Origin of the sequence: Pseudomonas quercus (assembly GCF_012033695.1) — a bacterium.
GTDB lineage: Bacteria > Pseudomonadota > Gammaproteobacteria > Pseudomonadales > Pseudomonadaceae > Aquipseudomonas > Aquipseudomonas quercus.
The window spans coordinates 17,631-43,449 of the sequence record NZ_JAAVJI010000019.1 but is presented as its reverse complement, the minus strand read 5'-3'; the positions used below and the strand labels follow the sequence as shown (position 1 = coordinate 43,449).

At 53.5% G+C, this 25,819-nt stretch carries 23 protein-coding genes and 1 tRNA gene; 7 read left to right on the top strand and 17 right to left on the bottom strand.

The window, feature by feature from the left end; genetic code table 11:
• Positions 1 to 6: 6 nt before the first annotated feature.
• The 5 genes from HBH25_RS21545 to HBH25_RS21525 form a co-directional block, all read right to left on the bottom strand.
• Positions 7 to 912, bottom strand: a complete 906-nt coding sequence (locus tag HBH25_RS21545; protein ID WP_168085984.1) for a sigma 54-interacting transcriptional regulator — start codon at positions 910 to 912, stop codon at positions 7 to 9.
• Between the two features lie 61 nt (positions 913 to 973).
• A complete protein-coding gene (locus HBH25_RS21540; protein WP_281361168.1) occupies positions 974 to 1,819 on the bottom strand; it encodes a sigma 54-interacting transcriptional regulator in 846 nt (281 codons plus the stop codon).
• 863 nt (positions 1,820 to 2,682) lie between these two features.
• Positions 2,683 to 3,762, bottom strand: a complete 1,080-nt coding sequence (locus tag HBH25_RS21535) for a transglycosylase SLT domain-containing protein (RefSeq protein WP_168085982.1) — start codon at positions 3,760 to 3,762, stop codon at positions 2,683 to 2,685.
• A 244-nt stretch (positions 3,763 to 4,006) separates the two neighbouring features.
• Entirely contained in the window at positions 4,007 to 4,828 is an 822-nt protein-coding gene (locus HBH25_RS21530; protein WP_168085981.1) for an amino acid ABC transporter permease, read from the bottom strand.
• A complete protein-coding gene (locus tag HBH25_RS21525; protein WP_168085997.1) occupies positions 4,825 to 5,646 on the bottom strand; it encodes an ABC transporter substrate-binding protein in 822 nt (273 codons plus the stop codon). The genes HBH25_RS21530 and HBH25_RS21525 overlap by 4 nt, the downstream gene beginning before the upstream one ends.
• A 103-nt stretch (positions 5,647 to 5,749) precedes the next feature.
• On the opposite strand from HBH25_RS21525, the gene HBH25_RS21520 reads away from it, so the two are divergent.
• Positions 5,750 to 6,649 (top strand): homocysteine S-methyltransferase family protein, encoded by a 900-nt coding sequence (locus HBH25_RS21520; RefSeq protein ID WP_168085980.1) that lies wholly within the window; start codon positions 5,750 to 5,752, stop codon positions 6,647 to 6,649.
• Positions 6,650 to 6,979: 330 nt separating this feature from the next.
• A complete protein-coding gene (locus HBH25_RS21515; protein ID WP_168085979.1) occupies positions 6,980 to 8,278 on the top strand; it encodes a tyrosine-type recombinase/integrase in 1,299 nt (432 codons plus the stop codon).
• A 52-nt stretch (positions 8,279 to 8,330) separates the two neighbouring features.
• Here HBH25_RS21515 and HBH25_RS21510 read toward each other — a convergent pair whose 3' ends face one another.
• The 3 genes from HBH25_RS21510 to HBH25_RS21500 all read right to left on the bottom strand — a co-directional run bounded on the left by HBH25_RS21510 (position 8,331) and on the right by HBH25_RS21500 (position 12,497).
• Positions 8,331 to 10,823, bottom strand: coding sequence for an N-6 DNA methylase (locus HBH25_RS21510; protein WP_168085978.1), 2,493 nt, complete (start codon positions 10,821 to 10,823; stop codon positions 8,331 to 8,333).
• A 159-nt stretch (positions 10,824 to 10,982) separates the two neighbouring features.
• Positions 10,983 to 11,981: a replication initiation protein gene (locus tag HBH25_RS21505; protein WP_168085977.1), complete on the bottom strand. Its 999-nt coding sequence runs from the start codon at positions 11,979 to 11,981 to the stop codon at positions 10,983 to 10,985.
• 195 nt (positions 11,982 to 12,176) lie between these two features.
• Positions 12,177 to 12,497: a helix-turn-helix domain-containing protein gene (locus HBH25_RS21500; protein WP_168085976.1), complete on the bottom strand. Its 321-nt coding sequence runs from the start codon at positions 12,495 to 12,497 to the stop codon at positions 12,177 to 12,179.
• Between the two features lie 528 nt (positions 12,498 to 13,025).
• Here HBH25_RS21500 and HBH25_RS21495 point away from each other — a divergent pair.
• Entirely contained in the window at positions 13,026 to 13,562 is a 537-nt protein-coding gene (locus HBH25_RS21495; protein WP_168085975.1) for a hypothetical protein, read from the top strand.
• A 70-nt stretch (positions 13,563 to 13,632) separates the two neighbouring features.
• Here HBH25_RS21495 and HBH25_RS21490 read toward each other — a convergent pair whose 3' ends face one another.
• The 6 genes from HBH25_RS21490 to dapA form a co-directional block, all read right to left on the bottom strand.
• Complete coding sequence (locus HBH25_RS21490) at positions 13,633 to 15,297, bottom strand: hypothetical protein (RefSeq protein WP_168085974.1); 1,665 nt, start codon at positions 15,295 to 15,297, stop codon at positions 13,633 to 13,635.
• Between the two features lie 554 nt (positions 15,298 to 15,851).
• Positions 15,852 to 15,941 (bottom strand) — tRNA-Ser (locus HBH25_RS21485).
• A gap of 228 nt (positions 15,942 to 16,169) precedes the next feature.
• Positions 16,170 to 16,880 carry a phosphoribosylaminoimidazolesuccinocarboxamide synthase gene (gene purC / locus HBH25_RS21480; protein ID WP_168085973.1) on the bottom strand — a complete coding sequence of 237 codons (711 nt, stop codon included), beginning with the start codon at positions 16,878 to 16,880 and terminating at the stop codon, positions 16,170 to 16,172.
• A gap of 26 nt (positions 16,881 to 16,906) precedes the next feature.
• Positions 16,907 to 17,665 (bottom strand): MBL fold metallo-hydrolase, encoded by a 759-nt coding sequence (locus HBH25_RS21475; protein ID WP_168085972.1) that lies wholly within the window; start codon positions 17,663 to 17,665, stop codon positions 16,907 to 16,909.
• Positions 17,666 to 18,778: an outer membrane protein assembly factor BamC gene (bamC, locus tag HBH25_RS21470; RefSeq protein ID WP_168085971.1), complete on the bottom strand. Its 1,113-nt coding sequence runs from the start codon at positions 18,776 to 18,778 to the stop codon at positions 17,666 to 17,668.
• Between the two features lie 17 nt (positions 18,779 to 18,795).
• Positions 18,796 to 19,674, bottom strand: a complete 879-nt coding sequence (dapA, locus tag HBH25_RS21465; protein ID WP_168085970.1) for a 4-hydroxy-tetrahydrodipicolinate synthase — start codon at positions 19,672 to 19,674, stop codon at positions 18,796 to 18,798.
• Between the two features lie 260 nt (positions 19,675 to 19,934).
• On the opposite strand from dapA, the gene HBH25_RS21460 reads away from it, so the two are divergent.
• Both HBH25_RS21460 and HBH25_RS21455 read left to right on the top strand, forming a co-directional pair.
• Positions 19,935 to 20,495 (top strand): glycine cleavage system transcriptional repressor, encoded by a 561-nt coding sequence (locus HBH25_RS21460; protein ID WP_168085969.1) that lies wholly within the window; start codon positions 19,935 to 19,937, stop codon positions 20,493 to 20,495.
• Between the two features lie 10 nt (positions 20,496 to 20,505).
• Positions 20,506 to 20,970, top strand: coding sequence for a peroxiredoxin (locus HBH25_RS21455; RefSeq protein WP_168085968.1), 465 nt, complete (start codon positions 20,506 to 20,508; stop codon positions 20,968 to 20,970).
• 21 nt (positions 20,971 to 20,991) lie between these two features.
• On the opposite strand, the gene HBH25_RS21450 is transcribed toward HBH25_RS21455, so the two are convergent.
• Positions 20,992 to 22,062, bottom strand: a complete 1,071-nt coding sequence (locus HBH25_RS21450) for an AI-2E family transporter (RefSeq protein WP_168085967.1) — start codon at positions 22,060 to 22,062, stop codon at positions 20,992 to 20,994.
• Between the two features lie 20 nt (positions 22,063 to 22,082).
• Complete coding sequence (locus HBH25_RS21445; RefSeq protein ID WP_168085966.1) at positions 22,083 to 22,322, bottom strand: sulfurtransferase TusA family protein; 240 nt, start codon at positions 22,320 to 22,322, stop codon at positions 22,083 to 22,085.
• Positions 22,323 to 22,507: 185 nt separating this feature from the next.
• On the opposite strand from HBH25_RS21445, the gene HBH25_RS21440 reads away from it, so the two are divergent.
• Together HBH25_RS21440 and HBH25_RS21435 are read left to right on the top strand one after the other, a co-directional pair.
• On the top strand, positions 22,508 to 23,941 hold the full coding sequence (locus HBH25_RS21440; protein WP_168085965.1) for a M48 family metalloprotease: 1,434 nt from the start codon (positions 22,508 to 22,510) through the stop codon (positions 23,939 to 23,941).
• Positions 23,942 to 24,072: 131 nt separating this feature from the next.
• Positions 24,073 to 24,597, top strand: coding sequence for a DUF4174 domain-containing protein (locus tag HBH25_RS21435; RefSeq protein ID WP_168085964.1), 525 nt, complete (start codon positions 24,073 to 24,075; stop codon positions 24,595 to 24,597).
• Here the strand turns inward: HBH25_RS21435 and HBH25_RS21430 are convergent.
• Positions 24,594 to 25,778, bottom strand: coding sequence for an aspartate aminotransferase family protein (locus tag HBH25_RS21430; RefSeq protein ID WP_168085963.1), 1,185 nt, complete (start codon positions 25,776 to 25,778; stop codon positions 24,594 to 24,596). The genes HBH25_RS21435 and HBH25_RS21430 overlap by 4 nt on opposite strands.
• Positions 25,779 to 25,819 lie beyond the last annotated feature (41 nt).

The following is a 25,819-nucleotide window of genomic DNA, read 5'->3' as shown; positions in this document are numbered from 1 at the left end:
ACAAGGTTACACATCCAACTCCTTCATGCGGTGGTACAGGGTGCGCCGGGGGATTTCCAATTCCCGAAGCACCGCCTCAATGCAGTGATTATTGCGCTTGAGTGACTCCTGAATCAGGGTTCGCTCGATGAGCCGCAGCTGTGATTTAAGGCCAGTGGCGCCGTTGTCCGGTTCTTCCTCGCCTAGCAAGGGGAGGTTGAGTACAAACCGCTTGGCAGCCGATTTCAGTTCACGGATGTTGCCAGGCCAGTCATGGTTGAGCAGCACCTGAGCCATTAGCGGGTCGATCGCTTGAGCCACCTGCTGTTGCTCAAACGCCGCTTGCTCGGCAAAGCGCTTGAACAAGGGCAATATACGTTCGCGTTGTTCACGTAGAGGCAAGAGCTTGAAGGTGAGCACGTTGAGGCGAAAATACAGGTCTCGCCGGAACATGCCCTGCTCCACCAGCTCGTCCAGTGAGCGCTGAGCCGAAGCGATCACACAAATGTCCAGTGGCACCGGCGTTGTAGAGCCAAGGCGTTCCAGCATACGGGTTTCCAGCACGCGCAACAGCTTGGGCTGCAACGTGAGGGGCATACTGTCTAGTTCGTCAAGGTAGAGGGTGCCGCCTTGAGCCGCTTCGATGTAGCCCATTCGTGACCGGTCCGCGCCTGTGTAGGCGCCACTGACCACGCCGAACAGTTCGCTCTCGCACAGGGATTCAGGGATGGCCGCGCAGTTCATGGCCACGAAGGGGCCGGTGCGGCCAGACAGGAAGTGAATGCGTTGAGCCAAGGTGTCTTTGCCGCAACCGGTTTCACCGGCCACCAGCAAATCAACACCCAGGTCCGACAGGCTCTTGGCTATGGCATCCAGGTTGCCCAGGTGATGGCCGAGCGCCAAGTGATCGTCTACTGCGTCGTACTCGCCCATGCTTAATCTCGATGCGGAACGGCCGGCCCCCTGCCTGGCCCATTCGCAGTAATTGAATCGGTTACACGCCCAATGCCTTCATGCGTTGGTAAAGGGTGCGTTTGGGGATGTCCAGCTCCTCAATGACCGAATCCAGGCTGTGTTTATGACGCTTGAGCGCATCCTGGATCAATAGGCGCTCCACTACGCGTAGCTGTGATTTCAGCCCCGCCGTACCTGGCTCGGACAACGGTGCGGACAGGTCACCCCCTAGCAGCCCGAAGCCCAACACAAAGCGCTTGGCCGCGGATTTTACTTCCCGGATATTGCCAGGCCATGAATGGCTGAGCAGCACCTGAGTCAGGTGGTTGTCCAACGGTGGTACGGAACGGCCCAGCTCAGCCGCTGTTGCCTGGGTGAACTGGTCGAACAATGGCAGAATCCGTTCCCGCTGCGCACGCAGGGCGGGCAACCTGATGGTTAGCAGGTTGAGCCTGAATAGCAGGTCGCGGCGAAAATGCCCTTGTTCCACCAGTACATCCAACGAACGCTGGCTTGAAGCGATGACGCGCAACTCGACCGGCACAAAGGTCGTTGACCCCAGGCGTTCGATTCCACGTGCCTCCAGTACCCTTAGCAGCTTGGCCTGCAAAGCCAGCGGCATGCTGTCTATTTCGTCCAGGTAAAGGGTGCCGCCGTGGGAGGCTTCTATATAGCCCTCACGCGCTCGGCATGCGCCCGTGAAGGCACCGCTGGTCACGCCAAACAGCTGGCTCTCAGCAAGCGCTTCTGGGATAGCCGCACAGTTTATGCCTACGAAGGCACCCGTACGCCCAGACGCATCATGAACCTGCCGCGCAAGTGTGTCTTTTCCAGTACCTGTATCGCCATAAAGCAGAATATCCATATCCAGATGACTGGAGTTCAATACAGACGGGTCTACTTCTTGGGGTTTGTTTTGCGGGCGGGCAATATGACTAGGTAAATCGATTTCACCATTCATTGACTTCCCTCACCGAAGGCTGTCGGCAGTGTATAACCCGCTTGGCGAGACCGTCAACAATATCAAGCGTGATGAAAATCACGCTGCTGTTACGAAAAGCTGACAGCGCTTTTTAAACGTCGGATTCAAACGACCATTTAACTATTCGCGAAAAATAGGCCTGTCGACACGGCGTGGAGAGGACAGCCTAATCTCAGCAAAAACAACGCTTTACCCTTTCAGCTTGCGGGCTCTGCCGTTTTTTCGTCAAAAATCGATCCTGGGCTCAAGCGCTGAAATCAAACTGAAACAGAACGGCTGAAACCTTCTTTTAAGTGGATGACCCGACTAACTATAAATTGTAAAAATCAGAAAATATAAAGGGGTAAAACTGGATGTTTGTAACGAACTTAAACGAACTAAAAAAGAGCTTTGCAATATTGCAGACCACTACACATTCACATCAAACTTACAACTCATCCAACTTACCTTTAGTTATAGGGAACTTGTAAGACACCTCATTGGGTGTCTCCTGCATCCCCTTGTTTTCATGGGCAATCCCTCAGCGGTCGCCACGACTCGCTGCGCTTCGGGCAATGGGAAATCGACATAGGAAAGCAAAGTATGGCAAAGGGCTATACGATGGATCCGACTTGTCACCTACCGTGCCCGAGGACAATGCTGCATGCGCGCTACCATGGTTCGTCGTAATACCCCGCCATAACGTTTGTAAATGTAGGCCCATGGATACAATTTGTATAAATTTGCACAAACTGTGACATATCGTTTATGCCCAACTAGATAGCCAGCTAAGGTACTCCAGCCACTACTACACCTGTCGAAGCCTGCACCCGTTCCGGCTCAGCAGCACCCTTCGGGCTCGATCCACTCAGGTACGCCAGGAGCGGGCCCCTGCCAGTGACGGGCACTAGCACATGGCCAGGGCCGCCTGCCGTATTGCTGCTCGAATAGGCGGGATTAAGCATGCGAAGGTCGTTTTCAGATATGCCGCAAGCGGTAGAGAGCTGTTTGAACCCCACAGGGTAAGGTAGCGCAACGGAAGCAAGGTAAGGCTGATCGGCCACAGGATGAAGCCGAAGGCGGTGTTCGCTGGGGTTGCTGATCAATCTGGACAAGGCCAGAAGGCGCGGCACGTAGTCCTTGGTCTCACGTGGCAGCTCCAGGTGCCAGTAGTCCACTGGCAAGCCTTTGCGGCGGTTGGCTTCCCTGGCACGGGTGACAGTCCCCTCGCCAGCGTTGTAGGCTGCCAAGGCCAACAGCCAATCGCCTTCGAACAACGTATGCAGCCGCTCCAGGTAATCCATGGCTGCCTGGGTAGAGGCCAATACGTCACGCCGGCCATCGTAGCCAGGTGTACGGCGCAGCCCGTAGTCGGTCGCCGTAGCCGGCATGAACTGCCATAGCCCTACTGCCATCTGGGGTGACACCGCCATGGGGTTGTAGGCGCTTTCGATCATGGGCAACAAGGCGAGCTCCGACGGCAGGCCACGCTGTTGCAGGCTCTGCATGATCAGGTGCACATAAGGTGTGGCTCGCCGGCTGGCCTGTGTGACAAACCCGGGGTTGCCCATGAGCCACGCCATTTGGCTAGATACACGCGGGTTAGGGCCAACTTGGCTCCACCAGCTTGTACCGCGCCCTACCCGCTCCCAGATCGTCTGGCCAGGAATGGAAGGTATGTCTGCGAGGAGCCTGACAGGAATCGCTTCGTTTGAGGTAGGGCGAATCACAACCTGGGGCGAGCGTGGGCTGGCCAGTTCGACAGGGCCAGGGGCTTGGCACCCCGCGCACAGCGCTATTCCAAGCAATACCCCTATACGCTCCGAACGCAAGGGGCTCAATACACGAGCAAGGTGTGAGGTAAACATGGGGCAGTTCTCTGAAGGCACGCGCACCTGAGTGGCGTGTTCAGCCGGCCAGTTCCTATCCTTGGCCCATGCGCGCCATACAAGCGATAAGGCACCCGCCTTTTTCGTCGCCCCCTGGAACCGATCGCGCCTTTAACACCACACAGGGGTGAAGCCCGGAAGGCTCCTCAAGCGTAGCGCTGCCGACTAGATTGCCTTGAGCAAGCACGAGCAACAGGCTCGCCTGGCCCGTATACAGCGCACGTTATCGCCGGTAAGCCCTACCAAAATGCCGTTCCAGATGGGCCTGCACCAGTTCCAGCAGGATCGACAGCACCCAATAGATCACCGCGGCCGTGGTGAGCATTTCAAGATAGCGATAGCTGGAACGACCATAGGACTGGGCCAGGAACATCACTTCCCACACTCCCATTACTGAGATGAGTGAGGAGTCCTTGAGCATCGAGATGAACTGGTTGGCAGTGGGCGGAATGATCGCGCGCATGGCCTGTGGCAGCACAATACGCAGGAAAATCTGCCAAGGGCGCATACCCATCGCCAAGGCTGCCTCACGTTGACCACTGGCAACGCCCACAATACCTGCGCGGAAGATTTCGCTCAGGTATGCGCCATAGTTGAGTGACAGCGCAATAATGCCTGCGCTGATAGCACCGGGCACCAGGCCCACCTGTGGCAACCCAAGGTAGATCAGCAGGATCTGGATCAATAACGGTGTGCCGCGGAAGAATGACGTATAGAAGCTGGCCACGCCCACCAGCACGGCACTGCGGGACAACCGCGCCAGCGCAGCGGCGAAGCCGAACAGGGCCGACACCACCATCGAGCACAGGCACAGGAACAACGTCAGCGCTGCCCCCTGCACAAAACCGTTCGGGGCCAGCTTCAGGCCAACCAGAGTGGGCAGCTTGTCCAAGATGATCGAAAACTTAAGGTCGAAGCTGAGGAAGAACCCTATAAATAGAAGAAACAAGACCAGCCAGGTCAGGTAAAGCCGGGTGCGAAAGCCGAAAAAGCGTTCGCCCGCAGGCTTGCCAGGCGAATTGGAGGGCGGAGGTAGCACACTCATTTGCTGATATCAGCCCCGATCCACTTTTGCGAGAGTTTGGTTAACGTGCCGTCCGCCTTCAACTCGGCGAACACCTGGCGCACCTTGGCCTCCCACTCAGGGTCACCCTTTTCAACCGCTACCGCGTTGGGTTCCTCATACAGCGGCGCACCTGCCAATTTGAAACGCTTGTCTTGGGCGAGCCGCGGTTGAGCCGTCACCAGATTGGTAAGGATGGCATCCAGGCGTACCCCCGCACCCAAGCCCAGGTCCTGGAAGGCGACGTTATCGGTATCGTAGGGAACGGCCTGTACGAAATCGAAGGGGTATGTGAGAGGCTTGTCTTCAGCGCCCTCTATCACCAGGTTCTTGTTCAGGTAGCTTTCATAGCTTGAAGCGCTGGTTAGGCCGACTTTGAGCCCGTTCAAGTCCTTAGCCGCGTGAATGCGGTCATCCTTGGCATTGACCACGATTACGGCAGGCGACGCATAGTACTCCACCGGAAAATCAAATACCTCAGCACGCGCTTTGCTTGGGGTCATCGAGCAGATGCACACGTCATAACGCCCGCTCCACCGGCCAGCCGCGATCACGTCCCAGGAGGGTGTTTCCAGGCGCAGCTTTACGCCCAGCTTTTCTGCTACGGCTTTGGCCACGTCAACGTCAAACCCATCCAACTCGTTTTGATCGTTGAGAAACGAGAACGGCGGGTAGCTTTCCATCAGCACATTGACCAGTTCCTTATGCGCCTCTACACGTTCCAGTGTGGCACCGGCATGGGCCTGTGCCCCTAATGTGAACAGCGCGAGACCTGCAAACAGCGAGCGAGAAAACCCCATGGACATACCCAAAAAGTTGATAAGAATGGACGCCGGGTATTTAATAGTTATAAGCATGCCCAACATAGTGAATTTTATTCATAAGCATAGTTAGAGACGTTATATGAGACAGCGACCTGTAATGATTCTGGACGGTGGGATGGGGCGTGAGCTGCAGCGCAGCGGTGCTCCGTTCCGCCAGCCTGAATGGTCCGCCCTGGCCCTTACCGAAGCGCCTGATGCGGTAGTCAATGTGCATAAGGCGTTCATCGCAGCAGGCGCCCAGCTGATTACCAGCAACAGCTACGCCGTAGTGCCGTTCCACATTGGTGAAGAGCGCTTTGCGCGTGAAGGCCAGCACTTGGCAGGCACGGCTGGGCGCTTGGCACGCCAGGCCGCAGCTGCCAGCAAGCACCCCGTGCAAGTGGCCGGTTCGCTGCCACCGCTGTTTGGTTCGTATCGACCAGACCTGTTCCAGCCCGAGCGCGTAACCGAGTTGCTCACGCCTCTGCTGCAGGGCCTGGGCCCACACGTGGACCTGTGGCTAGCAGAAACCCAGAGCGCCATTGCCGAGGTGCAGGCCATGCGTGCACAGCTACCGGCCGATGGCAAACCGTTGTGGGTGTCCTTCACCTTGCAGGACGACGAGGTGGGCGCCCTTCCCCGCCTACGCTCAGGCGAACCGGTGGCAGAGGCGGTAAAGGCAGTCGCACAATTAGGCGTAGCCGCCGTGCTGTTCAACTGCAGCCAGCCTGAGGTCATCGGCGCTGCAGTGGACGTGGCCCGTTCAGTGATTGAAACGTTGAAGGCTGATATCGCTATCGGCGCTTATGCCAATGCCTTCCCGCCGCAACCGAAAGAAGCTACGGCGAATGACGGCCTGGACGAACTGCGCGAAGACCTAGACCCGCCAGGCTACTTGAAATGGGCCACGGATTGGCGACAGCGGGGCGCCAGCCTGATTGGCGGGTGCTGTGGAATAGGGCCGGAGCATATTGCCGAGCTTAAAGGCAGCTTGGCGTAGGGTGCGGTGTGGCCAGTGCAGCGCTTGTGTACGCTGCCTCTGGCTAGCCTAGCTAGAGCCTTCAACGGCATAGCGTTGCCTATCACAGCTCACTAGGCGATGTTGGGAGCGGGCTAGGAAAATGCGGTAGAAAGGCGAGCCGTAAACAAAAACCCCCTTGTAACCATGAATGATTTACAAGGGGGTTTTTTAATATGGCGGAGAGATAGGGACTATATGACAAGGATCCTTAAACCCAGCAATCCCGCACCACACAAGGGTTCAGCCTTGCATGGGATAGAAAAGGGGGGTAGAAATAGGGGTAGAAATTGACTCTTAGAGATGACAGCGATGTCCGACTTTCTGATCCTTAAACGGGGCATTTTCCATGTTCGTTTAGACGTCCCTGCCGATGTGCGTGAAGCATTCGGAAACCGTAAGGTCTTGACCAAAAGCCTTGGGGCCACCTCCAAGAGCGAGGCGAATCACAAGAAATACAAATTTATTGAGCTGTGGAAACGACAGATTGCGGAGGCTCGGAAAAAGAAGAATGTTAGCGACAAAGAAATCTGGAAAGATGAAGCGCTATACATCTCGGAAACCATGCAGCAAGAAAATGATGCTTTCCCCATCGAAACATTAAAATTCATTGAATTGGTTGAAAAACATAAAATCAAGAATATCGATGATAGAGACGAACTGATAGATATTCTGACTAAAAAATCAACCTACACCTCTAAAACCATATTCACCGATGCCCGGCTTAAAGCCTATGCAGATTTTCAACACGACCGGATAATACCTAAAACAATAGACACTCAACTATCCAGGTTGAAAAAATTCAGAGCGTGGCTTGAAAAAGACGACCTAGATCTCAACTTCGACAGTGTAGAACTTCACTTAAACCTCCTCGAACACTCTCAAAAAACAAAGAAGCAGTATTTATTCGCTTACAACAGCTTTTTCAAGTGGGGAAAGAAATACGATAAAACTATTCGGGAAAAATATAAAGACTTAGCAAATCCTTTCGAAAATCATGATTTAAGAGAAAAGCTGAGCACTGAATTAAAGGAGCGAAAAGCCTTTACAAGCGCTGAAATAAAAATTATCCACCAAAACACTGATGACAAAAACTTGCGCAATATTATCAAAATTGGCGCATATACCGGAATGAGAATAGAAGAATTATTCAAAATAAAGAAATTCGAAGTCGAAAAGCAGGATGAGATATTATTCTTTAATATATCCAAGGCTAAAACCAAAGCCGGTCGAAGGAAAGTGCCTATCCATTCGCACATAAGAGATCTGATAGAGAACTATCGAAAAATCAACCCAAATGATGAATATCTATTACCAAGCACTGCCGGGAATAAGTATGGGAATAGAAGTGATGCTTTATCGAAACGGTTCGGAAGATACAAAACCGAGCTCGGATTTGGTTCTGAATATGTTTTTCACTCACTCAGAAAATCACTAATTACTGAGCTTCAACAAAATAACATAGACCCATTAATTATAACATCAATTGTAGGGCACAAAACCAACTCAATCACGTTTGACATTTACAGCACGGGCCCAAGTCTTAAACAAAAAACAAGCGCTATAGAGACGTTAGATTTTGGTCTGGAAACTATCGCTTTTGAGCTTTAGGACGCTTTATCTAACATCGATTAAGGATGCGCCATCCATGGCGCTCGATGCATTATTCCTGAGTCAGTTCTTCCCCGACGTGAAACGCTATTTCATCGATAACCTGTTTAGAAAGCTCTTTTGCTCGCTTCTTCATGGTCAAGATACTCTCAACCTTTTGAATAATATTCGAACGAGCAACGTTGTCTTTAGGTATAGGCAATATGAGCTCATTGATTCTATGTCCTAAGGTATCAATGATGTCCTGAGTAAATCTCTTGGAATAAATTTGCGCCTTGACTATAGGTGATGAGAAAGCTGCCAACAAGAGGTATGGGTGTATCACAGAATGGTTGTTAGAGCGTATTTTGTAGATATGACTTTGATATACGATCTTGGTGTCGTTAGACGTGATAAGCGCACTAGTTCCAACTAGATAAGTCCCGTCACGAACCATAAGGATATCATCCTCTCTAACGTCCTGCCTTTTACGCAAGCCCTCATAGATCAACTCACTTAGGCCATGCTTTGCGTCTAGCTTTATCTCCCAGTTCGCGATATCTGATGTCCTAATAAACGGAACCGGACCTGTCCCATACGCCAGCTTTCCAACTTCATCGCCAGTAGCAAGACTTACAATTTTTTGCTTAACCAATGAACCTAAATTAATCAGATCGTGAGTTGCCGATAGCTTCTCTAGGTCGCCAGCTATCTCAGGATTGTAATACTTCGGCAAGTAAATATCGTCATTGATATTGGACTCCTTAATTACGAAACCCAAATGGCTATAATCTAGCTTTCCTAGCTCACTATATTGATCATACTTTTCGATGATCTTTGGGATATCGTCAAAAGGAATTTCAGTTCCCCTGGAGTCATGTCCGCACCACTCTGCAACTGCCATGAAAACATCATGATCTGCGTTCTTCTCCGGAGGCGTATTTTCAATTACTACTGCACATGTCTTAGCATGAGTGTAGGGCTGAAAAAGCTCCTCAGGAAGAGATATAACGGTTTTAATCTTTGCCCTGCTTTTAATATATTGAACTATATATCTATGAGATGGGTTACAGAACATACTTTCAGGAGCGATGATTCCTAGACGCCCGCCTGGTTTAAGCAAATCAAGGCATCGTTCGATGAAGAGGATTTGTGGCGACTGTCCATCCAAGATAGCAGATGTCTTTTCGAAGTAACTTTCCCCCTTCACCTTTTTCCATTTCTTACCTAAATCATACTCAGCCAATGTAGCACTATCATCGACCTTGAGCTTTTTACCAAATGGTGGATTTGTTAGGACCAAATCAAATGAGCCAAGCTGAATATGCTCTCTTGTTTTGGACTTCCAATTTTTTGTATTATCAAGACTATTTTCACAGAAAACCCCGCCTCGACCATCTCCCATAATAGCCATATAAGCCTTAGCGACTTTACTGAGGAAAGAATCCTTATCAATTCCTCGAATATTCTTTATCGCAATTTTCTGCTTTTCAGCGTAAACCTCTTGATCTGGCCAGCCAAATTCCTTTCCCCTAGAATCAATCTCTTTCCATGTTTCCCTAAGGCTCTCAATTAGAAATCCACCACTCCCACAAGATGGATCAATAATGCGGTCCTCTGGTGTAGGTTTGGTTATGTCGGCCAGGAGTTTTACTACGTTCCTAGGAGTGAAAAACTGGCCTTGCCCACCTTTAAGCGACGGACCGATGAATATCTCAAAGGCGTCTGAAATAGCGTCCCTTTCGCTCTCAGTTATCGAGTATATTTGTAGCTCGCCGACAAGATAGGTAAGGGATTTTTCATCTAGTTCAATAGAATCATTTGGCGCAATGACATCATCGTATTGCTTTTTTACCCTATCAAAAATTTTTTGGATACGTTCCTTTACCTTTAATTGCGCCTCTTGATAACCGGCGCGGAAGTTGACCGTATCAGTCGGTTTTGTAAATCGCTCATCGTATATTTTGCAAAATATAAGATTGATAAGCTGTTGCGCAAATACCTCATCCCTAGTTATACCAATTGCATTAGCGGCCAGATAGTTCCTCGCGGTCCTGAAAACACTTTTAAGATTATGAGCCGGCCTCAAATCCTGGCGCTTATACAGGCCGACGTCTTCAACACGCTCTCCAAACTTAGGGATATTTGGAATTTCTTCAAAAGTAACTTTGCCGTTACCTTCTCGCTTCCTAAGAAATAACTTTTCTAACCCATTGAACCAGACACCCAAAGAGGCATTAGACAGCCTCATGTAGTCCTCTAGCTGACTACGACCATCTCGTCTGTTAGGTTTTTTACACTCAACAACTATTTTTAGATGGGCATCACCATGGTCATCGCCGTCAAACACCGCGATGTCCACTGGATATTCTTTTGTAGTGTCAGAAGGACGTGCTTTTACGCGCCACTGGGGTCGTGTTCTTATATGGGACTTAGGATAATTGTAGTCCGCAGTCAGCATCTTCGAATAGATTTGAACAGCGTGCAGCTCTTCAGGAGTAGCCTTTACATGCAAACCACTGATGTGATCAACAATGTAATTCTCTTTTTCAATCTCGCCACTCATTGATGGTGCGCCCTTGGTGTGAATAAAAAATGAACAGAATTATACAGGATTAAGAAAATTTGGTCTACTCGTTATTCGAAATTAAAGACAGGACCAAACCAATACTGCCTTCTACCGCTATTATCCCTGATATAGTTAAATTCCAAGTTTTAGTCTCACTCACATAACATTATCTAACCTTCTTCTCCTAAAGTAGGTGGAGCGACTTATGCCAAGCGCCTTCCAAGGCTCTTTGTCTACACTAGCTTTTAAATTAGAAACACTCTTTCGATAGTAATAAGTTGAAGCTGCGATACCCTCTTTTTCCCATGGTTTGCCATCGGTATACTTAACATTGCCACTACTTTTTTCTCTAGACTGCTTGGCTCGCTTGCTTTTAAGCTGGCCTAATATTTCAAGTGAGAAATTCTTTTCCATAAATCGATACACGCTAGAGGCGATAGCTACCACCTCTTTTTTATCTAGAGGAAGATCGAAATTATTGAAAGCGAGACCTTGCTCAATTAGAATCTTGTGCAGCTCCGACCCTTGCGTTTTATGCCAATTTTTATAAGCCCACAACCGCAAATTTTCGAACAAATTGCAGTTGCGACCCGAAGCAAAACCTGCCGCAAGATTTTTCTTTCTTCTAGCATCTTTATGCTGTTTCACAAGGTCTTTATCTACAAATTCATTGAGATATCCTAAATCATATGCTTCTGTCTCAAACGAAAAGATCTTGTATGCTTCTGCGTTAAAAGGATTCTTTGTCAAAATCCCATTGTAATTCATATCCGCACCCACCCTTACGGCAAGTCCATGTTCAACATCGCAGCAATACTTTATCGCGGTCGCACTACCGCAATAATCCATTTTTACCGAACTATTAAGAATGTAGCTCATATGCGCGCGACCATTATCAAGATTTCTGGCTATAATTTGCGGCGCAGGTAAGCCTTTGTCATACCAATCAAAAACCCCAGTATCACTATCAATATCCAACGTGATGAAATACTTATGAGTATTTGAGTTGGGCTGAATATATAGAGCGTTAAGTGCTGTTTTTTGTGCGCCTATCTTTTTGCCTTTGGTATAGTCATTCGAAAAATACGGCTTTCTTGGAAGCTTGCCTTTATATAAGTCCAGCGCATTTTCGATTCTTAATTGTGCATCCCTCATTATCTCCTCTTCTAATTATTATATAGGAGAAGACAATGAGCTTTACTCTTGCAAACGTGAACCTAAATGGTAAACTAATTAAGCAATTGAGCAATGTAGAAATTATCCTGGTTTGGTCGCCCTTAATCTCTACTCCTTTAATCAACATAACATTTACCCTTCAAAGCGCAAACGATGAGGGGTTTTGTTCTGTGTTTACTTACTAATTATCTTGTCAACCACACTTTTAAACTGAGCAAGAAGCGTTTTATCAGACTTACAAATTACGCTAATCAAATAAAATCTAAGCTGCTCCTCAGTAAGCTCTGAGTCTATTTCAGAAAAGAAATCACGAACCTGAATTTTGAGAACGCGCGCGAATACATCAAGTGCATCAAGACTAGGCGTGCGATCTCCAGTCTCAAGACGGCTTATCGTTTTGGGATCGAACCCAGTAAGCTCTCCAAAATCTGCCTGCGTCAGTCCCGCTTTTTTTCGGTAGTGCCTAAGAGCACTGCCTATCTCTGTGCGCGTCATGAAAAATCCTTCGAAGAATCAATCACTTAACGACACAACTGACCTGTCTAAAACGCCTTAAAAAGTCACCTTATTGCATTTTCACTTCCTAAAAGGTGACCTTTCAGGTAGATTTTCACTACCCGCCGATCTGTTGCGGGGGGCGGAATCGGAGAAAATGACCATGAAACAAGCAGTTATGGCATTGGTAGCAGGATTAGGTTTGGCATTAGGTGGATGCGCAGATATGCAGCGGCAAGCAAGCGGGTTCATGCCATCTCCACATGCGAGCAGTCAGCAGGTTGCCTATGAAGGTGGTCAACCCGTGCAGTCGTTGGGGGCCGGTCAGGCCGTGCCTAGTCGCACGGGAGCGCAAAGGGATAGCTCCGATGAAGGCTCATCCTTCGTTACAGACCTGGCGAAAGATGCCGCTAGCTCATTGAAAAACGAAGTGTCTAGCTCTGTCCGCTCCGCCATTCGTGGCGCTTTCAGATAAGCCATCACCTTTCTAAGCCCCTTTCGAGGGGCTTTTTGTTGGGAGTTGCTTCGATGAAGAGAATTATATTGATTGGCGTTTCATTATTGCTAACAACTAAGTTGCAAGCCGCTTGTAATGATCGCTATTACTACTATAAGCCTGAACTCACAACAGCTTCGATTAAAAAATGGCAGGTGTATGAAGATCGTGGCTTTATTAAAAGCCGAGAAATGGAAGATATTAAGCAGATGGTTAAAGTATGTGGTTCTCCACCGAAAGGAAGTAAATATAATCTAACCGCCATAGTGAACATGTTAGTTTCACCCAGCTTCTACAAGCTCAAAAATCCCCTTTTCACTTATCCAAACATTCTTTTGCCAAACGGCATCAATGGCGGACAGAGTGCCTATCTAGACATAAGAAAAAAACCTGGACTATCGAACGTCGAACCACAGCATGCTGCTGAAATAAATATTGGCAGTAATACAGGTCTGGTTCAGATTTATCTGGTCCGCGATGGAATAGACGAAATCAAGACACCAGAATGGTTTTACAAAAACCATTCTTATCTTGGAAATAGTGAATATCGGTATACTACATTTCGTTAGATAGGCGTTGTAGCTTCTTGAGCCATATGCTTATGGTTAGACAGACCAGTAATATTAAGGTCTGTCTAATTTAAGGCTTGATAATTTTTCTCTTTATTTCTAGCGCTTTGGGCAATTCTGGTAGCGCTGTGCCATACTCATCTAGAAACCCTAATTGTTGATCAATGGCCTCTTCGGCTTGCTTTACAAAGATTCCATCAGAGGATTCGTCATTCTCTCGAATTCTCGCATAAGCTTGTCTAGCACGCTCCAGACATAGCTCCTGTAAGTCCTGTTTTTTATCTTGGAAAAACTCGTCTAGCCATTGCATTATGCCGTCAATCAGGTCGGTAAGATTAGTTTTAAATAACTTAAGCTGTTTGCGCTTCTTCTCTATCTCATCTTGTATCCTGTCATACTGTACAGTTGACTTATGCAAGGACTGGATAAATGAATCGCTTCGCCTTTGATAAGCGGTAGCTCGCTGATACTCTTCTTCAGTTGCCTCTTCAGCAAGCTTTTGACGCTGTTCTGCATCCCTAGCAGACTCTTTGGCGTCTTTTGCCTTGGCTATTTGGACAGAAACATATTGCTTAGCTTTGTGGGTATATTCCTTAGCTTCTGCTGCCTGCCTTTGTGCCTGTTCTAAATCTTGAGCTGCCCGACTTCTTTTTTCCTTAATCAACTGATATAGGCTAAATTCCCGCTCTGATTTCGCTTTTCTTGACTCATCGTTAATAAATCTAAGCGTATTCGTATACCTTTCGGTCTTGCTATTTTTCCTGGCGAAATAAGGCGTCGCTTTCAGCAGCCTATTATTGGTGAAGGAATAGAACATGTCTTGTAAATAGCCGAATAATAATTGAGATTCTAAGAAGTCAGGTTTTTCGCTAATTGGGATCGTTCCTGGCCTATGTTTCTTGAGATAAGAATTGACTTTGTTGATCTGCGTTTCACGGAGATCATAACGCCCTGTTTTGTTATTTTTGGTTGAGATGAATATATGCGGATGGTCGCTATGATCTGTTAGATCCGCATCTTCATCGCCGTGCAACACCACAAAATGTATCGGGTAATCTGGAAATACAATCCCATAAAAGTCTTTGATTAGCTTAATCCGTTGCTCAGCACTCAGGCCCTCAACCTGATTTTTTGAAGGGAACTTGAAAAAAGCCTCCTGGATTACCGCTTGATTTTTTCTAATAAGTGGCTTCGGACCACGTTCTATTTCATTATGACACTCAAGAAATTGTCTAGCCGTGCTTAGCTTTTGGGATTTTCTCATAATTTCGAACTGGGCAAGAGCTGTCAATAACTCATCTATTTCGGCAACACCTTGCACATTCAAAATTTTTTGAAAGGTCGAAATCGTAGCTTCGTTGGTCTCTTGTTTACTGGCGTTTTTTACCTTGTTCTTTAATTTTGTTCTTAACTCCATAAGCTCCGATCTATTGTCATTTGCAATAGTTGGTGATTCCGCCTCGTCCGTGATCCGGGAAAGCAATTTCTCTCTCTGCTCTTCTGAGAAATCATCCAGCTTGATTACCCCCATCTCTGGCAACCAAATTAAATTTAGATGGGATTGTTCATCTAGCCATTCCAATTGTTTGGGAGTGCTGGCTGGTATTCGTAAGGAATGGCGTAAGCTCTTAATTAGCTGACGGCGCCCACCATGACCATTGATGGATTTTTTCTTAATTTCATTCGTATAATTCAAAGTTTTAAAAATCATCGAAACAGTTTTTTTGCTACTCATTTTCTCCTCATATTTATTGTTAATTTTCAGACTATAACGGCCTGGCTTCTGCCCTTCCGGCAAGGAACCCGTGCTTACTACCGCAAGCGAAGCGTCTTTGCGCAGCAAAGTGTGGTGGTAAGCCCAACGGGTTAAAAGAAGCCCTACTTAAATAGTAGCATTTAAATCAATGCTTTTTTTTCCGGACTTTTCCGGCTGAACCTGACTTGTCAGCTTTTGCTTTACGCTGGATTTGTCCAGCGACTCGGACTTGTCCGAGGCTGTGGCTTTTAGGCGGAGCCTCAAAAGGTGCCAAAACTTGTTTTGGTGCGTTTTGGGGCTGAATGAGCGATGGGAAGGGGGTAGAAGCAGATAGGACCAGAATGGGCCTAAAAAGGGGCTCAAAATGCAGTTAGAGACGATGGAGTGAGGTGTTGGAAGGATTGCCTTGGAACAGCATGAAAAAGGGCCAGCAGAACGCTGAAAAGGAGGATATGAAAATGGGATAGAAAAAGGGGTAGAAATAAAAAACCCTTGCAAACCTAACCAACTGATTTACAAGGGTTTTTTTGATATGGCGGAGAGATAGGGATTTGAACCCTAGGTACTGTTGCCAGTACAACGGATTTCGAATCCGTCCCGTTCGGCCACTCCGGCATCTCTCCAGTGGCGCGCATGATAGCAGCAGTTTCCCCCAAGGCGAAGCCCTTGGGTGAAAAAAACTCTCCTGCTTTCAGGCGTTTGCGTGGCCGCTTCGGTGGAGCAACGGATTTCGTGCAGGCTCAGTGATCGAATTCGCCCGCTGCGCACGCGCTGCGCACGCGCTTCGCAGGCTCCTACAGGGCTTGGCGCAGCGCGGGCGCAGCACTGGTGCAAACTGGAACAACAAGGGCTTACAGCGGCACGCCCAGGCGCTTGGCCACTTCTTCGTAGGCTTCGATCACATCGCCCAAGCCTTGGCGGAAGCGGTCCTTGTCCATTTTCTTGCGGGTGTCCTTGTCCCACAGGCGGCAGCCGTCGGGGCTGAATTCGTCACCCAGCACGATCTGGCCATGGAACACGCCGAACTCCAGCTTGAAGTCCACCAACAGCAGGCCAGCGTCATCGAACAGCTTGGTGAGTACGTCGTTGACCTTCAAGGACAGCTGCTTCATGGTCGCCAGCTGCTCGGCGGTACCCCAGCCGAACGCAACCACGTGGGATTCGTTGATGAAGGGGTCGCCCATGGCGTCGTTTTTCAGGAACAGCTCGAAGGTGGACGGCACCAGCTGCTTGCCCTCTTCGATGCCCAGGCGCTTGACCAGGCTGCCCGCAGCATAGTTGCGCACTACGCATTCCACCGGGATCATGTCGAGTTTTTTCACCAGGCATTCGTTGTCGCCCAGCAGGCGATCGAACTGCGTCGGCACGCCGGCTTCTTCCAGCTTCTGCATGATGAAGGCGTTGAACTTGTTGTTCACCATGCCTTTGCGGTCCAACTGCTCGATGCGCTTGCCGTCGAATGCCGACGTGTCGTTACGGAACAGCAGGATCAAACGATCGGCGTCGTCGGTCTTGTATACCGACTTGGCTTTGCCGCGGTACAGTTCTTCGCGTTTTTCCATGGTGGGCTCCGCTAACAGTGGTTGGGCTAGGCGATGTGTCGCCAGTCGAGCCCTGAGGCCTGGTCCGCCAGTTGCAGCCAGGCAGGGTCGCACCCGAGGGTATCGACGAAGCACTGCCTGGCGCGTTCCGGCAAGTTGTTCTTCTGGCTGATATGGGCAAGCACCAAATGTTGCAAGCCTTGCCATCCCAGCTCTGCCACCAGGTTCGCGGCCTGGTGGTTGTTCAAATGCCCCCGATCGCCGCCTACCCGCTGCTTGAGATAGTACGGGTACGGCCCATAGGCCAGCAGCTCACGGCAGTGGTTGGCTTCGACCATCAAGGCATCGAGGCCGCTGTAATGGTTCATCACCTTCGGGCACCACGAGCCCAGGTCGGTGAGCAGCCCGAAACGCCGGGCGCCATCGCTGAATACGTACTGGGTGGGTTCGCGCGCGTCGTGGGCAACACCCACCACGCGTACATGCAGGTCGCCGATATCGAAGGCATCACCGCAATGCACGCTGCGCGCAGCGACCACCGGCTTGCGCAACCCCGTGCGTGTACCTTCGCTGAGGTACACCGGTACGTTGTAGCGCCGTGACAGCAGCTCCACCCCATGCACATGGTCGGCATGCTCGTGGGTGACCAGCACGCCCTTCAGTTGCGCCGGGTGCACCCCCAGCAGCGCCATGCGGCGCTCGGTTTCACGCAGGGAAAACCCGCAATCCACCAGCACCAGCGTGTTGCCACTGGAGACGAGCGTGCCATTCCCTTGGCTTCCGCTTCCAAGAACGGCGAAGCGCACTTAACCCAGGTTGTCCTGAATGGCGCTCAACACACGGTGAGCCACATCGGCCGGGGCCACGGTATTGATGTTCTTCTCCACCGTGACCTGAACCGCATCACCTACCTTGCTCAGGCGAACCTGATAACGGTCGGCGCGGGCTTCCAGCTCTTCCTTGGTGGCCTCGTGCCCGAACAGGCGGCCGAAGAAGCCAGGCTTGCTGTCTTCCGGCTTGCCGCCTTTTTCCGCCAGGTTGATGTAATACAGGCCCAGGCTGCGGTTGATGTCCTCGACACGCCACTGGCCACCCTGCTCCAGGGCACGGCCAACGCTGGACCAGGCGCGGTCCAGGTCGGAACCGACGGTAAGCACGGGGTTACCGCTGCCGTCCTCGGTCATGGCCACCTGGCCGGGTGCGTCGAAGTCGCGGGCGGCCAGCAAGGACACCGTGCCACCTTTCTCGCTGCCGCGGGTGAGGCTGGAGAGCATTTCGTCCACCAGCGTTGCGTCTACGCCGCTGGTGGCACTGGCCGGGAAGCCGACGTTTTCAGTGCTGCCCGCCGGGCGCTGGGCACTGACGACATAGATTTCACTGGTATTACGCTGAACACCGGGCTCTACCCGCACCTGCAGGCGGATGTCACCATTGGCGTCAGTGCCACGCAGGCGCTGGGCCAGGTCGCTGCTCAAGCTGCCGAAGGGCTGCCAGGCCGTAGTGAACTCGCCGGTCTGCATGCTTTCGTGATCGATACGGAAGCCGTTGTCCTCGAAGAACTGGCGCGCCATCGGCCAGGCTTCGGCAGGCGGACGCTGGGCCAGGATCCACCGGCTTGCAGCGCTTTTCTGGAGGGTGAAGTCACCACTCTCGGCGGCCACCGACAAAGGCTGCGGGCGCGGCACGTCATAGTCGTTCAAGGCCGTGTCGTCTGCCACGTTGCGCGGAATCGGCAGCAGCGGATCCAGGCGTTTGGTGGTGGTCACGTCCTGGGGCAGGTTCATCGGCTCGGTGCGACGCGCTTCCAGGTAATCGTTGCCACGGTCACGGAAATAGCCGTGCTCACCCCAGAGCCAACCACAGCCACTGGTACTCGAAATAATCACAGCAAGGGCAGAAAGACCAGCCAAGCGCTTCATGCGTTGTACTTCCTCACTCAAACCAGAACGCCGGACTGGCGCAAGGCCTGCCGCAGCGGCTCTTGACAGGTATCGCTCAACCAGGTGAGCGGCAGGCGAATGCCTTCGGGCATCAGGCCCATTTCGTGTAGCGCGAACTTCACCGGGATCGGGTTGGCTTCAAGGAACAGGTTCTTGTGCAGCGGCATCAGCTTTTCGTTCAAGGCACGTGCCGTAGCGGCATCCCCCTTGAGGGCTGCGGCGCACAGGTCGGCCATGTCACGTGGCGCCACGTTGGCCGTGACCGAGATGTTGCCTTTGCCGCCCATCAGGATGAGTTCAACAGCCGTAGGGTCGTCGCCGGAGAGCAGTACGAAATCCTGGCTCATGCGGTCCAGGATCTGCCGGGCACGCTGCAGGTCGCCCGTGGCTTCCTTGATGCCTACGATGTTGCCGACCTTCGACAGGCGGGCCACGGTATCGGCCTGCATGTCGCACGCCGTGCGGCCGGGCACGTTGTAGAGGATCTGTGGAATGGCCACGGCCTCGGCAATGTGCTTGAAGTGCTGGTACAGGCCTTCTTGCGTAGGCTTGTTGTAGTAAGGGGTGACCAGCAGGCAGGCATCGGCACCGGCATTCTTGGCGTTGGTGGTCAGTTCCACAGCTTCGCGCGTGGAATTGGCACCTGTACCGGCGATGACCGGAATGCGTTTGTTGACCTGGGCCACAACGCGGCGGATGACCTCGATGTGTTCCTGTACGTCCAGGGTGGCCGACTCACCGGTGGTGCCGACAGCGACGATGGCATCGGTGCCGTTTTCGAGGTGGAAATCCACCAGCTTGCTCAGGGCGTCCCAGTCGAGACCGCCTTTGGCATCCATCGGGGTGGCCAACGCCACCATGCTGCCCGCGTACATGCAACCGCTCCTGCCGGAAAAAGAGAGCGGTAATGGTACTGGCGCCACCGACCTTGCACAAGCGACGCCTCCGTTTCCAGCATTCCCACAGGCGGCGCTTTTCGCTACCCTTGGCCCTTTGATCGATACAGGCGGGCGCTATTGCTGCGCCAACCCCTGCAGGCCGACCGCACCAGGCCCTGTGGGCAGCCCCGGCGGCCCTTGTGGCACCCGCGCTGGCACCTGCGTGTATCGACCGCTCATCGCTTTAGGAAGGCTGCATGTCCACCCCACCCGTTCGCGAACAATTCCTCGTCCTCAGCGCCATGGGCCGCAACCCCATGGAGCTGACCAATGTGCTTTGCCGGGCCAGCCACGACAGCCGCTGCTCGGTGGTTACGTCCCGCCTGACCCGCCACGGCGAATACAGTGCACTGGTGCTTCAGGTTGCCGGCAACTGGGATGCCCTGGCACGCTTCGAAGGCTTGCTGCCTGGCCTGGCCAAACGCCACGACCTGCACGTGGACGTGGTACGCAGTTCCACACTGGAAAGCCGCCCACAGGCCCTGCCCTACGTAGCCTACGTCAGCTCGGTGTACCGTTCGGACATCATCAACGAGCTGTGCCAGTTCTTCATCGACAACAACGTGGAACTGGAAAACCTGACCTGCGACACCTACCAGGCGCCCCAGACCGGCGGCATGATGCTCAACGCCACCTTTACCGTGACGCTGCCAGCGGGCGTACAGATCAGTTGGCTGCGCGACCAGTTCCTGGATTTTGCCGATGCCTTGAACCTGGATGCGCTGATCGAACCCTGGCGCCCGCAAAACCCTGTCTGAGGAACCGCACATGGCCGTAACGCTGGATCAACCGGTCCCGGATTTCACTGCCCAGGCCACGTCCGGGGAAACGGTGTCGCTGGCGCAGCTGCGCGGGCGCAAGGTGGTGCTGTATTTCTACCCCAAGGACAGCACCCCTGGCTGCACGACCCAGGGCCAAGGTTTCCGGGACATGCAGGCACAGTTCCAGGCCGCTGGCACCGTGGTATTTGGGGTTTCACGGGATGGGCTCAAGTCCCACGAAAACTTCAAGGCCAAGCAAGGTTTTACCTTTGAGCTGATCAGCGACAAGGACGAAACGCTTTGCCAGCTGTTCGACGTTATCAAGCTCAAGAAGCTGTACGGCAAGGAGTACCTGGGCGTGGATCGCAGCACCTTCCTGATCGATGAACAGGGTGTACTGCGGCGCGCGTGGCGAGGGGTAAAGGTGCCCGGGCATGTGGCCGAGGTACTGGAAGCGGCACAGGGCCTGTAGGCGGCCCTGTTGGGGTACAAGCTACAGCAAGGGGGCGACGGTAACCTGGTTCCGCGGCCAGGCTTCCAGCACCGCTTTCACCAGCGTGGCCAGTGGGATAGCGAAGAAAATCCCCCAAAAGCCCCATAGCCCACCAAACAGCAGCACCGCACAGATAATCGCTACCGGGTGCAGGTTCACGGCCTCGGCAAACAGCAGCGGGACCAGAACATTGCCGTCCAGTGCCTGAATGATGCCGTACACCACCATCAGGTAGATGAACTGGTCACCCCAGCCCCATTGGAACAACGCAATCAAGGCCACAGGCACCGTTACCACCACGGCGCCCACATAGGGCACTACCACGGATACGCCTACCAGCAGGGCCAGCAAGGCCGCGTAGTTCAGGCCAAGGGCTACGAACCCGATATACGTGGCCACGCCACAGATAACGATCTCGATCACCTTGCCGCGAATGTAATTGGCGATCTGCCGGTTCATTTCATGGGTAACACGGGTCAAAAGGGCGCGTTCCCTGGGCAGATAGCCATTGATCCAGCGGCCTATCAGCTCGCGGTCCTTGAGGAAAAAGAACACCAGGATGGGCACCAGCACACAGTAGATCATGAGGTTGACCAGCAATGGCAGGCTGGACAACGACAAGGTCAGCGCCCATTGGCCGAACTTGCCGATCTGGCCACGGGCCGCTTCGATGGCCGCCAGCACCTGCTCGTCACTCACCACTTGCGGATAGCGTTCGGGCAACAGCAGCAGCAAGGACTGCCACTTGCCCAGCATGCCGGGCAGCTCATTGAACAGCGTGATGATCTGGTGCCACAGCAAGGGCACCAGCACCAGCACAATCACGGCCAACAGCCCCATGAACAGTGTGAACACCAGCCCGACAGCCATGGCCGGCGGCATGCGCCAGCGCTCCAGCTGGGCAACCAGGCCATGCATCAGAAATGAAAGCACCATGGCTGCCAGTACGGGCGCCAACATGCCGCCTACGGTCAGCACTACGGTGAAGGCCAGCACCAGCAGCAACACCAGCACCACGGCTTCTTCGTCTGAGAAGTAGCGCTGGGTCCAGTCCCTGAACAGCTTGTACATTCAAAATCCTTGATGGAGGGTCAGCGTTTGCGCAGCCAATAGGTATAGGTGCCCGCTTGGGCCGTTTCATTGAACAGATCGTTACCGGACAATTTGGCGAATGTCCGAAAGTCCCGCTGGGAGCCTGCGTCGGTCGCAACCACCTTGAGCACCGCACCAGCGTCCAACCCATTGAGCGCCAGCTTGGCCTTGAGCAAGGGCAGCGGACAAGTCAGACCGCTGGCATCCACCTCCGCGTCACACTTTATTTCGTCGACCATTACACCCCTCGTCTCATTCGCGTTGTTCCCAGCATTACGGCTTGCCACAAGGCACTTTGGCACAAGGGTACAGAAGTATGAGCAAATCTTCAGGCAACACATTGAGTACCCTACCCTTCACCCTGCGCTTGTGGCTGACCCCTTGCCATGGCTACAGTACCCTTTTGCCGCCCAGAGTCTCGTGCATGACCCTTCTGCGCCCTACGCTGTTGGCCCTGGCCTGCCTGCTTGCCCTGCCTGCCCATGGCGATGACCTTCCCTCACTAGGCGATGCCAGCTCGGCGATCGTTTCACCCGAACAGGAACACGACCTGGGCCGCGCCTGGCTCGCCATGTTGCGCTCGCAGGTCAAGCAATTGCCCGACGCGCAACTCAAGGACTTCGTGGAAACCAGCGTCTATCGCCTGGCCGAAACCAGCCAGGTGCAGGACCGCCGCCTGGAATTCGTGATCATCGACAGCAAGGAGCTCAATGCGTTTGCAGCGCCGGGCGGCATTGTGGGGGTAAACGGCGGGCTGTTCCTGGGGGCCCAGACCGAAGGTGAATATGCCGGCGTACTGGCACATGAACTGGCCCACTTGTCCCAGCGGCACTTCGCACGTGGGCTGGAAGCGCAGCAGCGCATGCAGTTGCCGCTGATGGCTGCCCTGCTGGCGGGGGTAGTCATGGCTGCTGCTGGAGCAGGCGACGCGGGCATGGCCACCATTTTTGGTAGCCAGGCCGCAGCCATTCAGAACCAGCGCGGTTTTTCTCGGCAGAACGAAGCCGAGGCGGACCGCATCGGTATTCTCAACCTGGAAAAAGCCGGCTACGACCCTCGCAACATGCCCAATATGTTCGAGCGCCTGGCGCGGCAATACCAGTTCGACGGCAAGCCGCCGGAGTTTCTGCTGACTCACCCGGTGACCGAATCCCGTATTGCCGACACCCGCAACCGCGCCGAACAGTCTCCCAAAGGCGGCAAGGAAGACAGCACGCTCTACCAACTGATGCGCGCGCGGGTGCAACTGATGTACGAGGAAACACCGGGGCTTGCCGCCAAGCGCTTCCGGGCGCAACTGGATGAGAACCCTGGGAACGATGTGGCCCGCTATGGCCTGGCTATCGCACAGACAAAAACCGGGCAGCTCAACGAAGCGCGGGAAAACCTCAGGCCGCTGTTGGTCAAGGCTCCCAACGACCTGACCTACAACCTGGCCGAAGTGGACCTGGACATCACCAACAACCGCTTGGCGGATGCACAGCAACGCGTGGATCGCCTGCTCACGCTGTACCCCGACAGCTACCCTCTTAACCAGACCCGCATTGACCTGCTGCTAAAGCAAGGCCGCACCGCCGATGCCGAAAAAGGCCTGGACGCCTTGCTCAAGTCCCGGCCAGAAGACCCGGACGTGTGGTACATGGTGGCCGAAACCCGTGGCCAGAACGGCAACATCATTGGCCTGCACCAGGCCCGCGCCGAATATTTCGCCTTGGTGGGCGATTTCCAGCAGGCCCAGCAACAGCTGGACTTCGCCAAACGCCGTGCCGGCGACAACTTCCCCCTGGCCTCGCGTATAGACGCGCGCCAGAAGGAAATGATGGAGCAGGAGCGGCGCGTGAAAGAAATGATGCGTTGAAGGGCTGGCGCCTTGTACCGAACCCTCGGCCCTCTCAGGTGACCAACAAGGGCCGCTGCGTATTATTTTCTCGCCGGGCTGGCCGTTTTGCCAGTTTGAGCGATGATTAAAGGATCTAGAAGGAGACCTGCATGCTTATCCGCACCCTCGCGCTCACCGCCCTGTTCGCCGCCAGCCCGCTGTATGCGGCAGACGGTGACTCGCCGCTGGCCCAGGACCGCGGCAAGGCCAGGCCCTTGCTGATCTACTCCAAAAGCAGCGGCGACCAGGCACTGGTCAATGAAAGCGCCGCCGTGCAGGACCCCGGCCTGAAACAGCGTGACGTTGTGGTGTACAAGGTGGTTGGCCTGAGCGGCGAGCGCAACGGCAAACCGTTGGATACCCAGGCCACCATGGCCTTGATACGCGAACTGAACCCGAATGCCGGCACCAAAACCAAAGTGGTACTGGTGGGCAAGGACGGTGAGCGCAAGCTGGAAAGTACCGACCCGTTACCGCTGGAACAGGTGTTCTCTACCATCGACCAGATGCCCATGGCCGAGAAGGAAGCGGCGGCGGCAGCAGCACCTGCCGAGCCTGCTCCAGAGGCCACCAAGGCCAAGGGCAAGCCCGCTAAAGGTGCTGCGGCCAAGCCTGCGTCGGACCTGGACGACTAAGCCACCGCGCTTGCCGGGGCCAGCAGTGCCACCAAGTGTTCAACCACTTGTGAAGCTTCGTCTTCTGTCAGCGTCAAGGCTGGCAGCAGCCGTATCACGGTGCCCCGAGTCACGTTCAGCAATAGCCCCCGCTCGGCGGCACGCTGGGCCAGGCCACCGGCGGCGTGACTCAATTCGATACCGATCATCAGCCCCTGCCCCCGTACTTCGCGCACCGCCGGGTTTCCGGCGAGGCGTGATTGCAGTGTCCCCAGCAGCCAGGCACCTAGCTGCCGCGCATGGCTGACAAGGTGCTGGCGCTGGATGATATCCAGCACCTCACAGGCCACGCGACAGGCCAATGGGTTGCCGCCAAAGGTACTGCCATGGCTGCCGGGGGTCAGCAGCTGTGCAGTACGTGAGCGCGCCAGGCAGGCACCAATGGGTACACCGTTGGCCAAGCCTTTGGCCAGTGTGAGCACGTCGGGCACGATGCCTGCCTCGGCATAGGCAAACCAGTGCCCCGTCCGCCCCAGCCCGGTTTGCACCTCGTCCAGCATCATCAACCAGCACTGGCGATCACACAGCGCCCGCACGGCCCGCAGGTAGCCAGGCGGGGCTGGCCGAACACCGCTTTCCCCCTGAACCGGCTCCAACAGCACGGCCACCACTTGTGCGCCATAGCGCTGGGCAATGGCGTTCAGCGCATGGATATCGCCGAAGGGTACCCGCAGAAAGTCATCTGCGTGCGCACCAAAGCCCAGGCGCACGCCCGAACAATCGCTGGCCGCCAGCGTGGCCAAGGTGCGGCCATGGAAGGCGTCCTCCATCACCACGATGCGCGGCCGCTCGATACCCCGGTGCCACGCCGTCAGGCGCGCCAGCTTGAGGGCCGTTTCGTTGGCCTCGGCACCTGAGTTGTTGAAAAAGGCAGCGTCCAGGCCACTGAGGGCGGCCAGCTTGCCGGCCAGTTGGCGCTGCCAGTCAATGGCATAGTGGTTGGACGTGTGCAGGACCAGGCCCGCCTGGTCGCGTATGGCTTCAACCACCTGCGGGTGGCAATGGCCGACACAGGTCACGGCCACGCCGCCCATGGCATCCAGGTAGCGCCTGCCAGCAGCATCCCACAGGGAAGCGCCCTCACCGCGTACGAAACTCATAGGCAAAGGGGTGTACGTATTCATCAGGTTCGCGGCGGTCATGTCTGGGCTCCTTTCCTTGAAGGCTTCCAGTATCGTTAGCC

Excerpts from the sequence above, each read along its gene's own strand:
- HBH25_RS21535 (WP_168085982.1), bottom strand. The coding sequence starts at position 3,762 with ATGTTTACCTCACACCTTGCTCGTGTATTGAGCCCCTTGCGTTCGGAG.
- HBH25_RS21545 (WP_168085984.1), bottom strand. The coding sequence starts at position 912 with ATGGGCGAGTACGACGCAGTAGACGATCACTTGGCGCTCGGCCATCAC.
- HBH25_RS21460 (WP_168085969.1), top strand. The coding sequence starts at position 19,935 with ATGTCCACCCCACCCGTTCGCGAACAATTCCTCGTCCTCAGCGCCATG.
- HBH25_RS21440 (WP_168085965.1), top strand. The coding sequence starts at position 22,508 with ATGACCCTTCTGCGCCCTACGCTGTTGGCCCTGGCCTGCCTGCTTGCC.
- HBH25_RS21500 (WP_168085976.1), bottom strand. The coding sequence starts at position 12,497 with ATGACGCGCACAGAGATAGGCAGTGCTCTTAGGCACTACCGAAAAAAA.
- HBH25_RS21450 (WP_168085967.1), bottom strand. The coding sequence starts at position 22,062 with ATGTACAAGCTGTTCAGGGACTGGACCCAGCGCTACTTCTCAGACGAA.
- HBH25_RS21495 (WP_168085975.1), top strand. The coding sequence starts at position 13,026 with ATGAAGAGAATTATATTGATTGGCGTTTCATTATTGCTAACAACTAAG.
- purC (WP_168085973.1), bottom strand. The coding sequence starts at position 16,880 with ATGGAAAAACGCGAAGAACTGTACCGCGGCAAAGCCAAGTCGGTATAC.
- bamC (WP_168085971.1), bottom strand. The coding sequence starts at position 18,778 with ATGAAGCGCTTGGCTGGTCTTTCTGCCCTTGCTGTGATTATTTCGAGT.
- HBH25_RS21430 (WP_168085963.1), bottom strand. The coding sequence starts at position 25,778 with ATGACCGCCGCGAACCTGATGAATACGTACACCCCTTTGCCTATGAGT.
- HBH25_RS21520 (WP_168085980.1), top strand. The coding sequence starts at position 5,750 with ATGAGACAGCGACCTGTAATGATTCTGGACGGTGGGATGGGGCGTGAG.
- dapA (WP_168085970.1), bottom strand. The coding sequence starts at position 19,674 with ATGTACGCGGGCAGCATGGTGGCGTTGGCCACCCCGATGGATGCCAAA.
- HBH25_RS21445 (WP_168085966.1), bottom strand. The coding sequence starts at position 22,322 with ATGGTCGACGAAATAAAGTGTGACGCGGAGGTGGATGCCAGCGGTCTG.
- HBH25_RS21490 (WP_168085974.1), bottom strand. The coding sequence starts at position 15,297 with ATGAGTAGCAAAAAAACTGTTTCGATGATTTTTAAAACTTTGAATTAT.
- HBH25_RS21530 (WP_168085981.1), bottom strand. The coding sequence starts at position 4,828 with ATGAGTGTGCTACCTCCGCCCTCCAATTCGCCTGGCAAGCCTGCGGGC.
- HBH25_RS21515 (WP_168085979.1), top strand. The coding sequence starts at position 6,980 with ATGTCCGACTTTCTGATCCTTAAACGGGGCATTTTCCATGTTCGTTTA.
- HBH25_RS21510 (WP_168085978.1), bottom strand. The coding sequence starts at position 10,823 with ATGAGTGGCGAGATTGAAAAAGAGAATTACATTGTTGATCACATCAGT.
- HBH25_RS21525 (WP_168085997.1), bottom strand. The coding sequence starts at position 5,646 with ATGGGGTTTTCTCGCTCGCTGTTTGCAGGTCTCGCGCTGTTCACATTA.
- HBH25_RS21455 (WP_168085968.1), top strand. The coding sequence starts at position 20,506 with ATGGCCGTAACGCTGGATCAACCGGTCCCGGATTTCACTGCCCAGGCC.
- HBH25_RS21505 (WP_168085977.1), bottom strand. The coding sequence starts at position 11,981 with ATGAGGGATGCACAATTAAGAATCGAAAATGCGCTGGACTTATATAAA.
- HBH25_RS21435 (WP_168085964.1), top strand. The coding sequence starts at position 24,073 with ATGCTTATCCGCACCCTCGCGCTCACCGCCCTGTTCGCCGCCAGCCCG.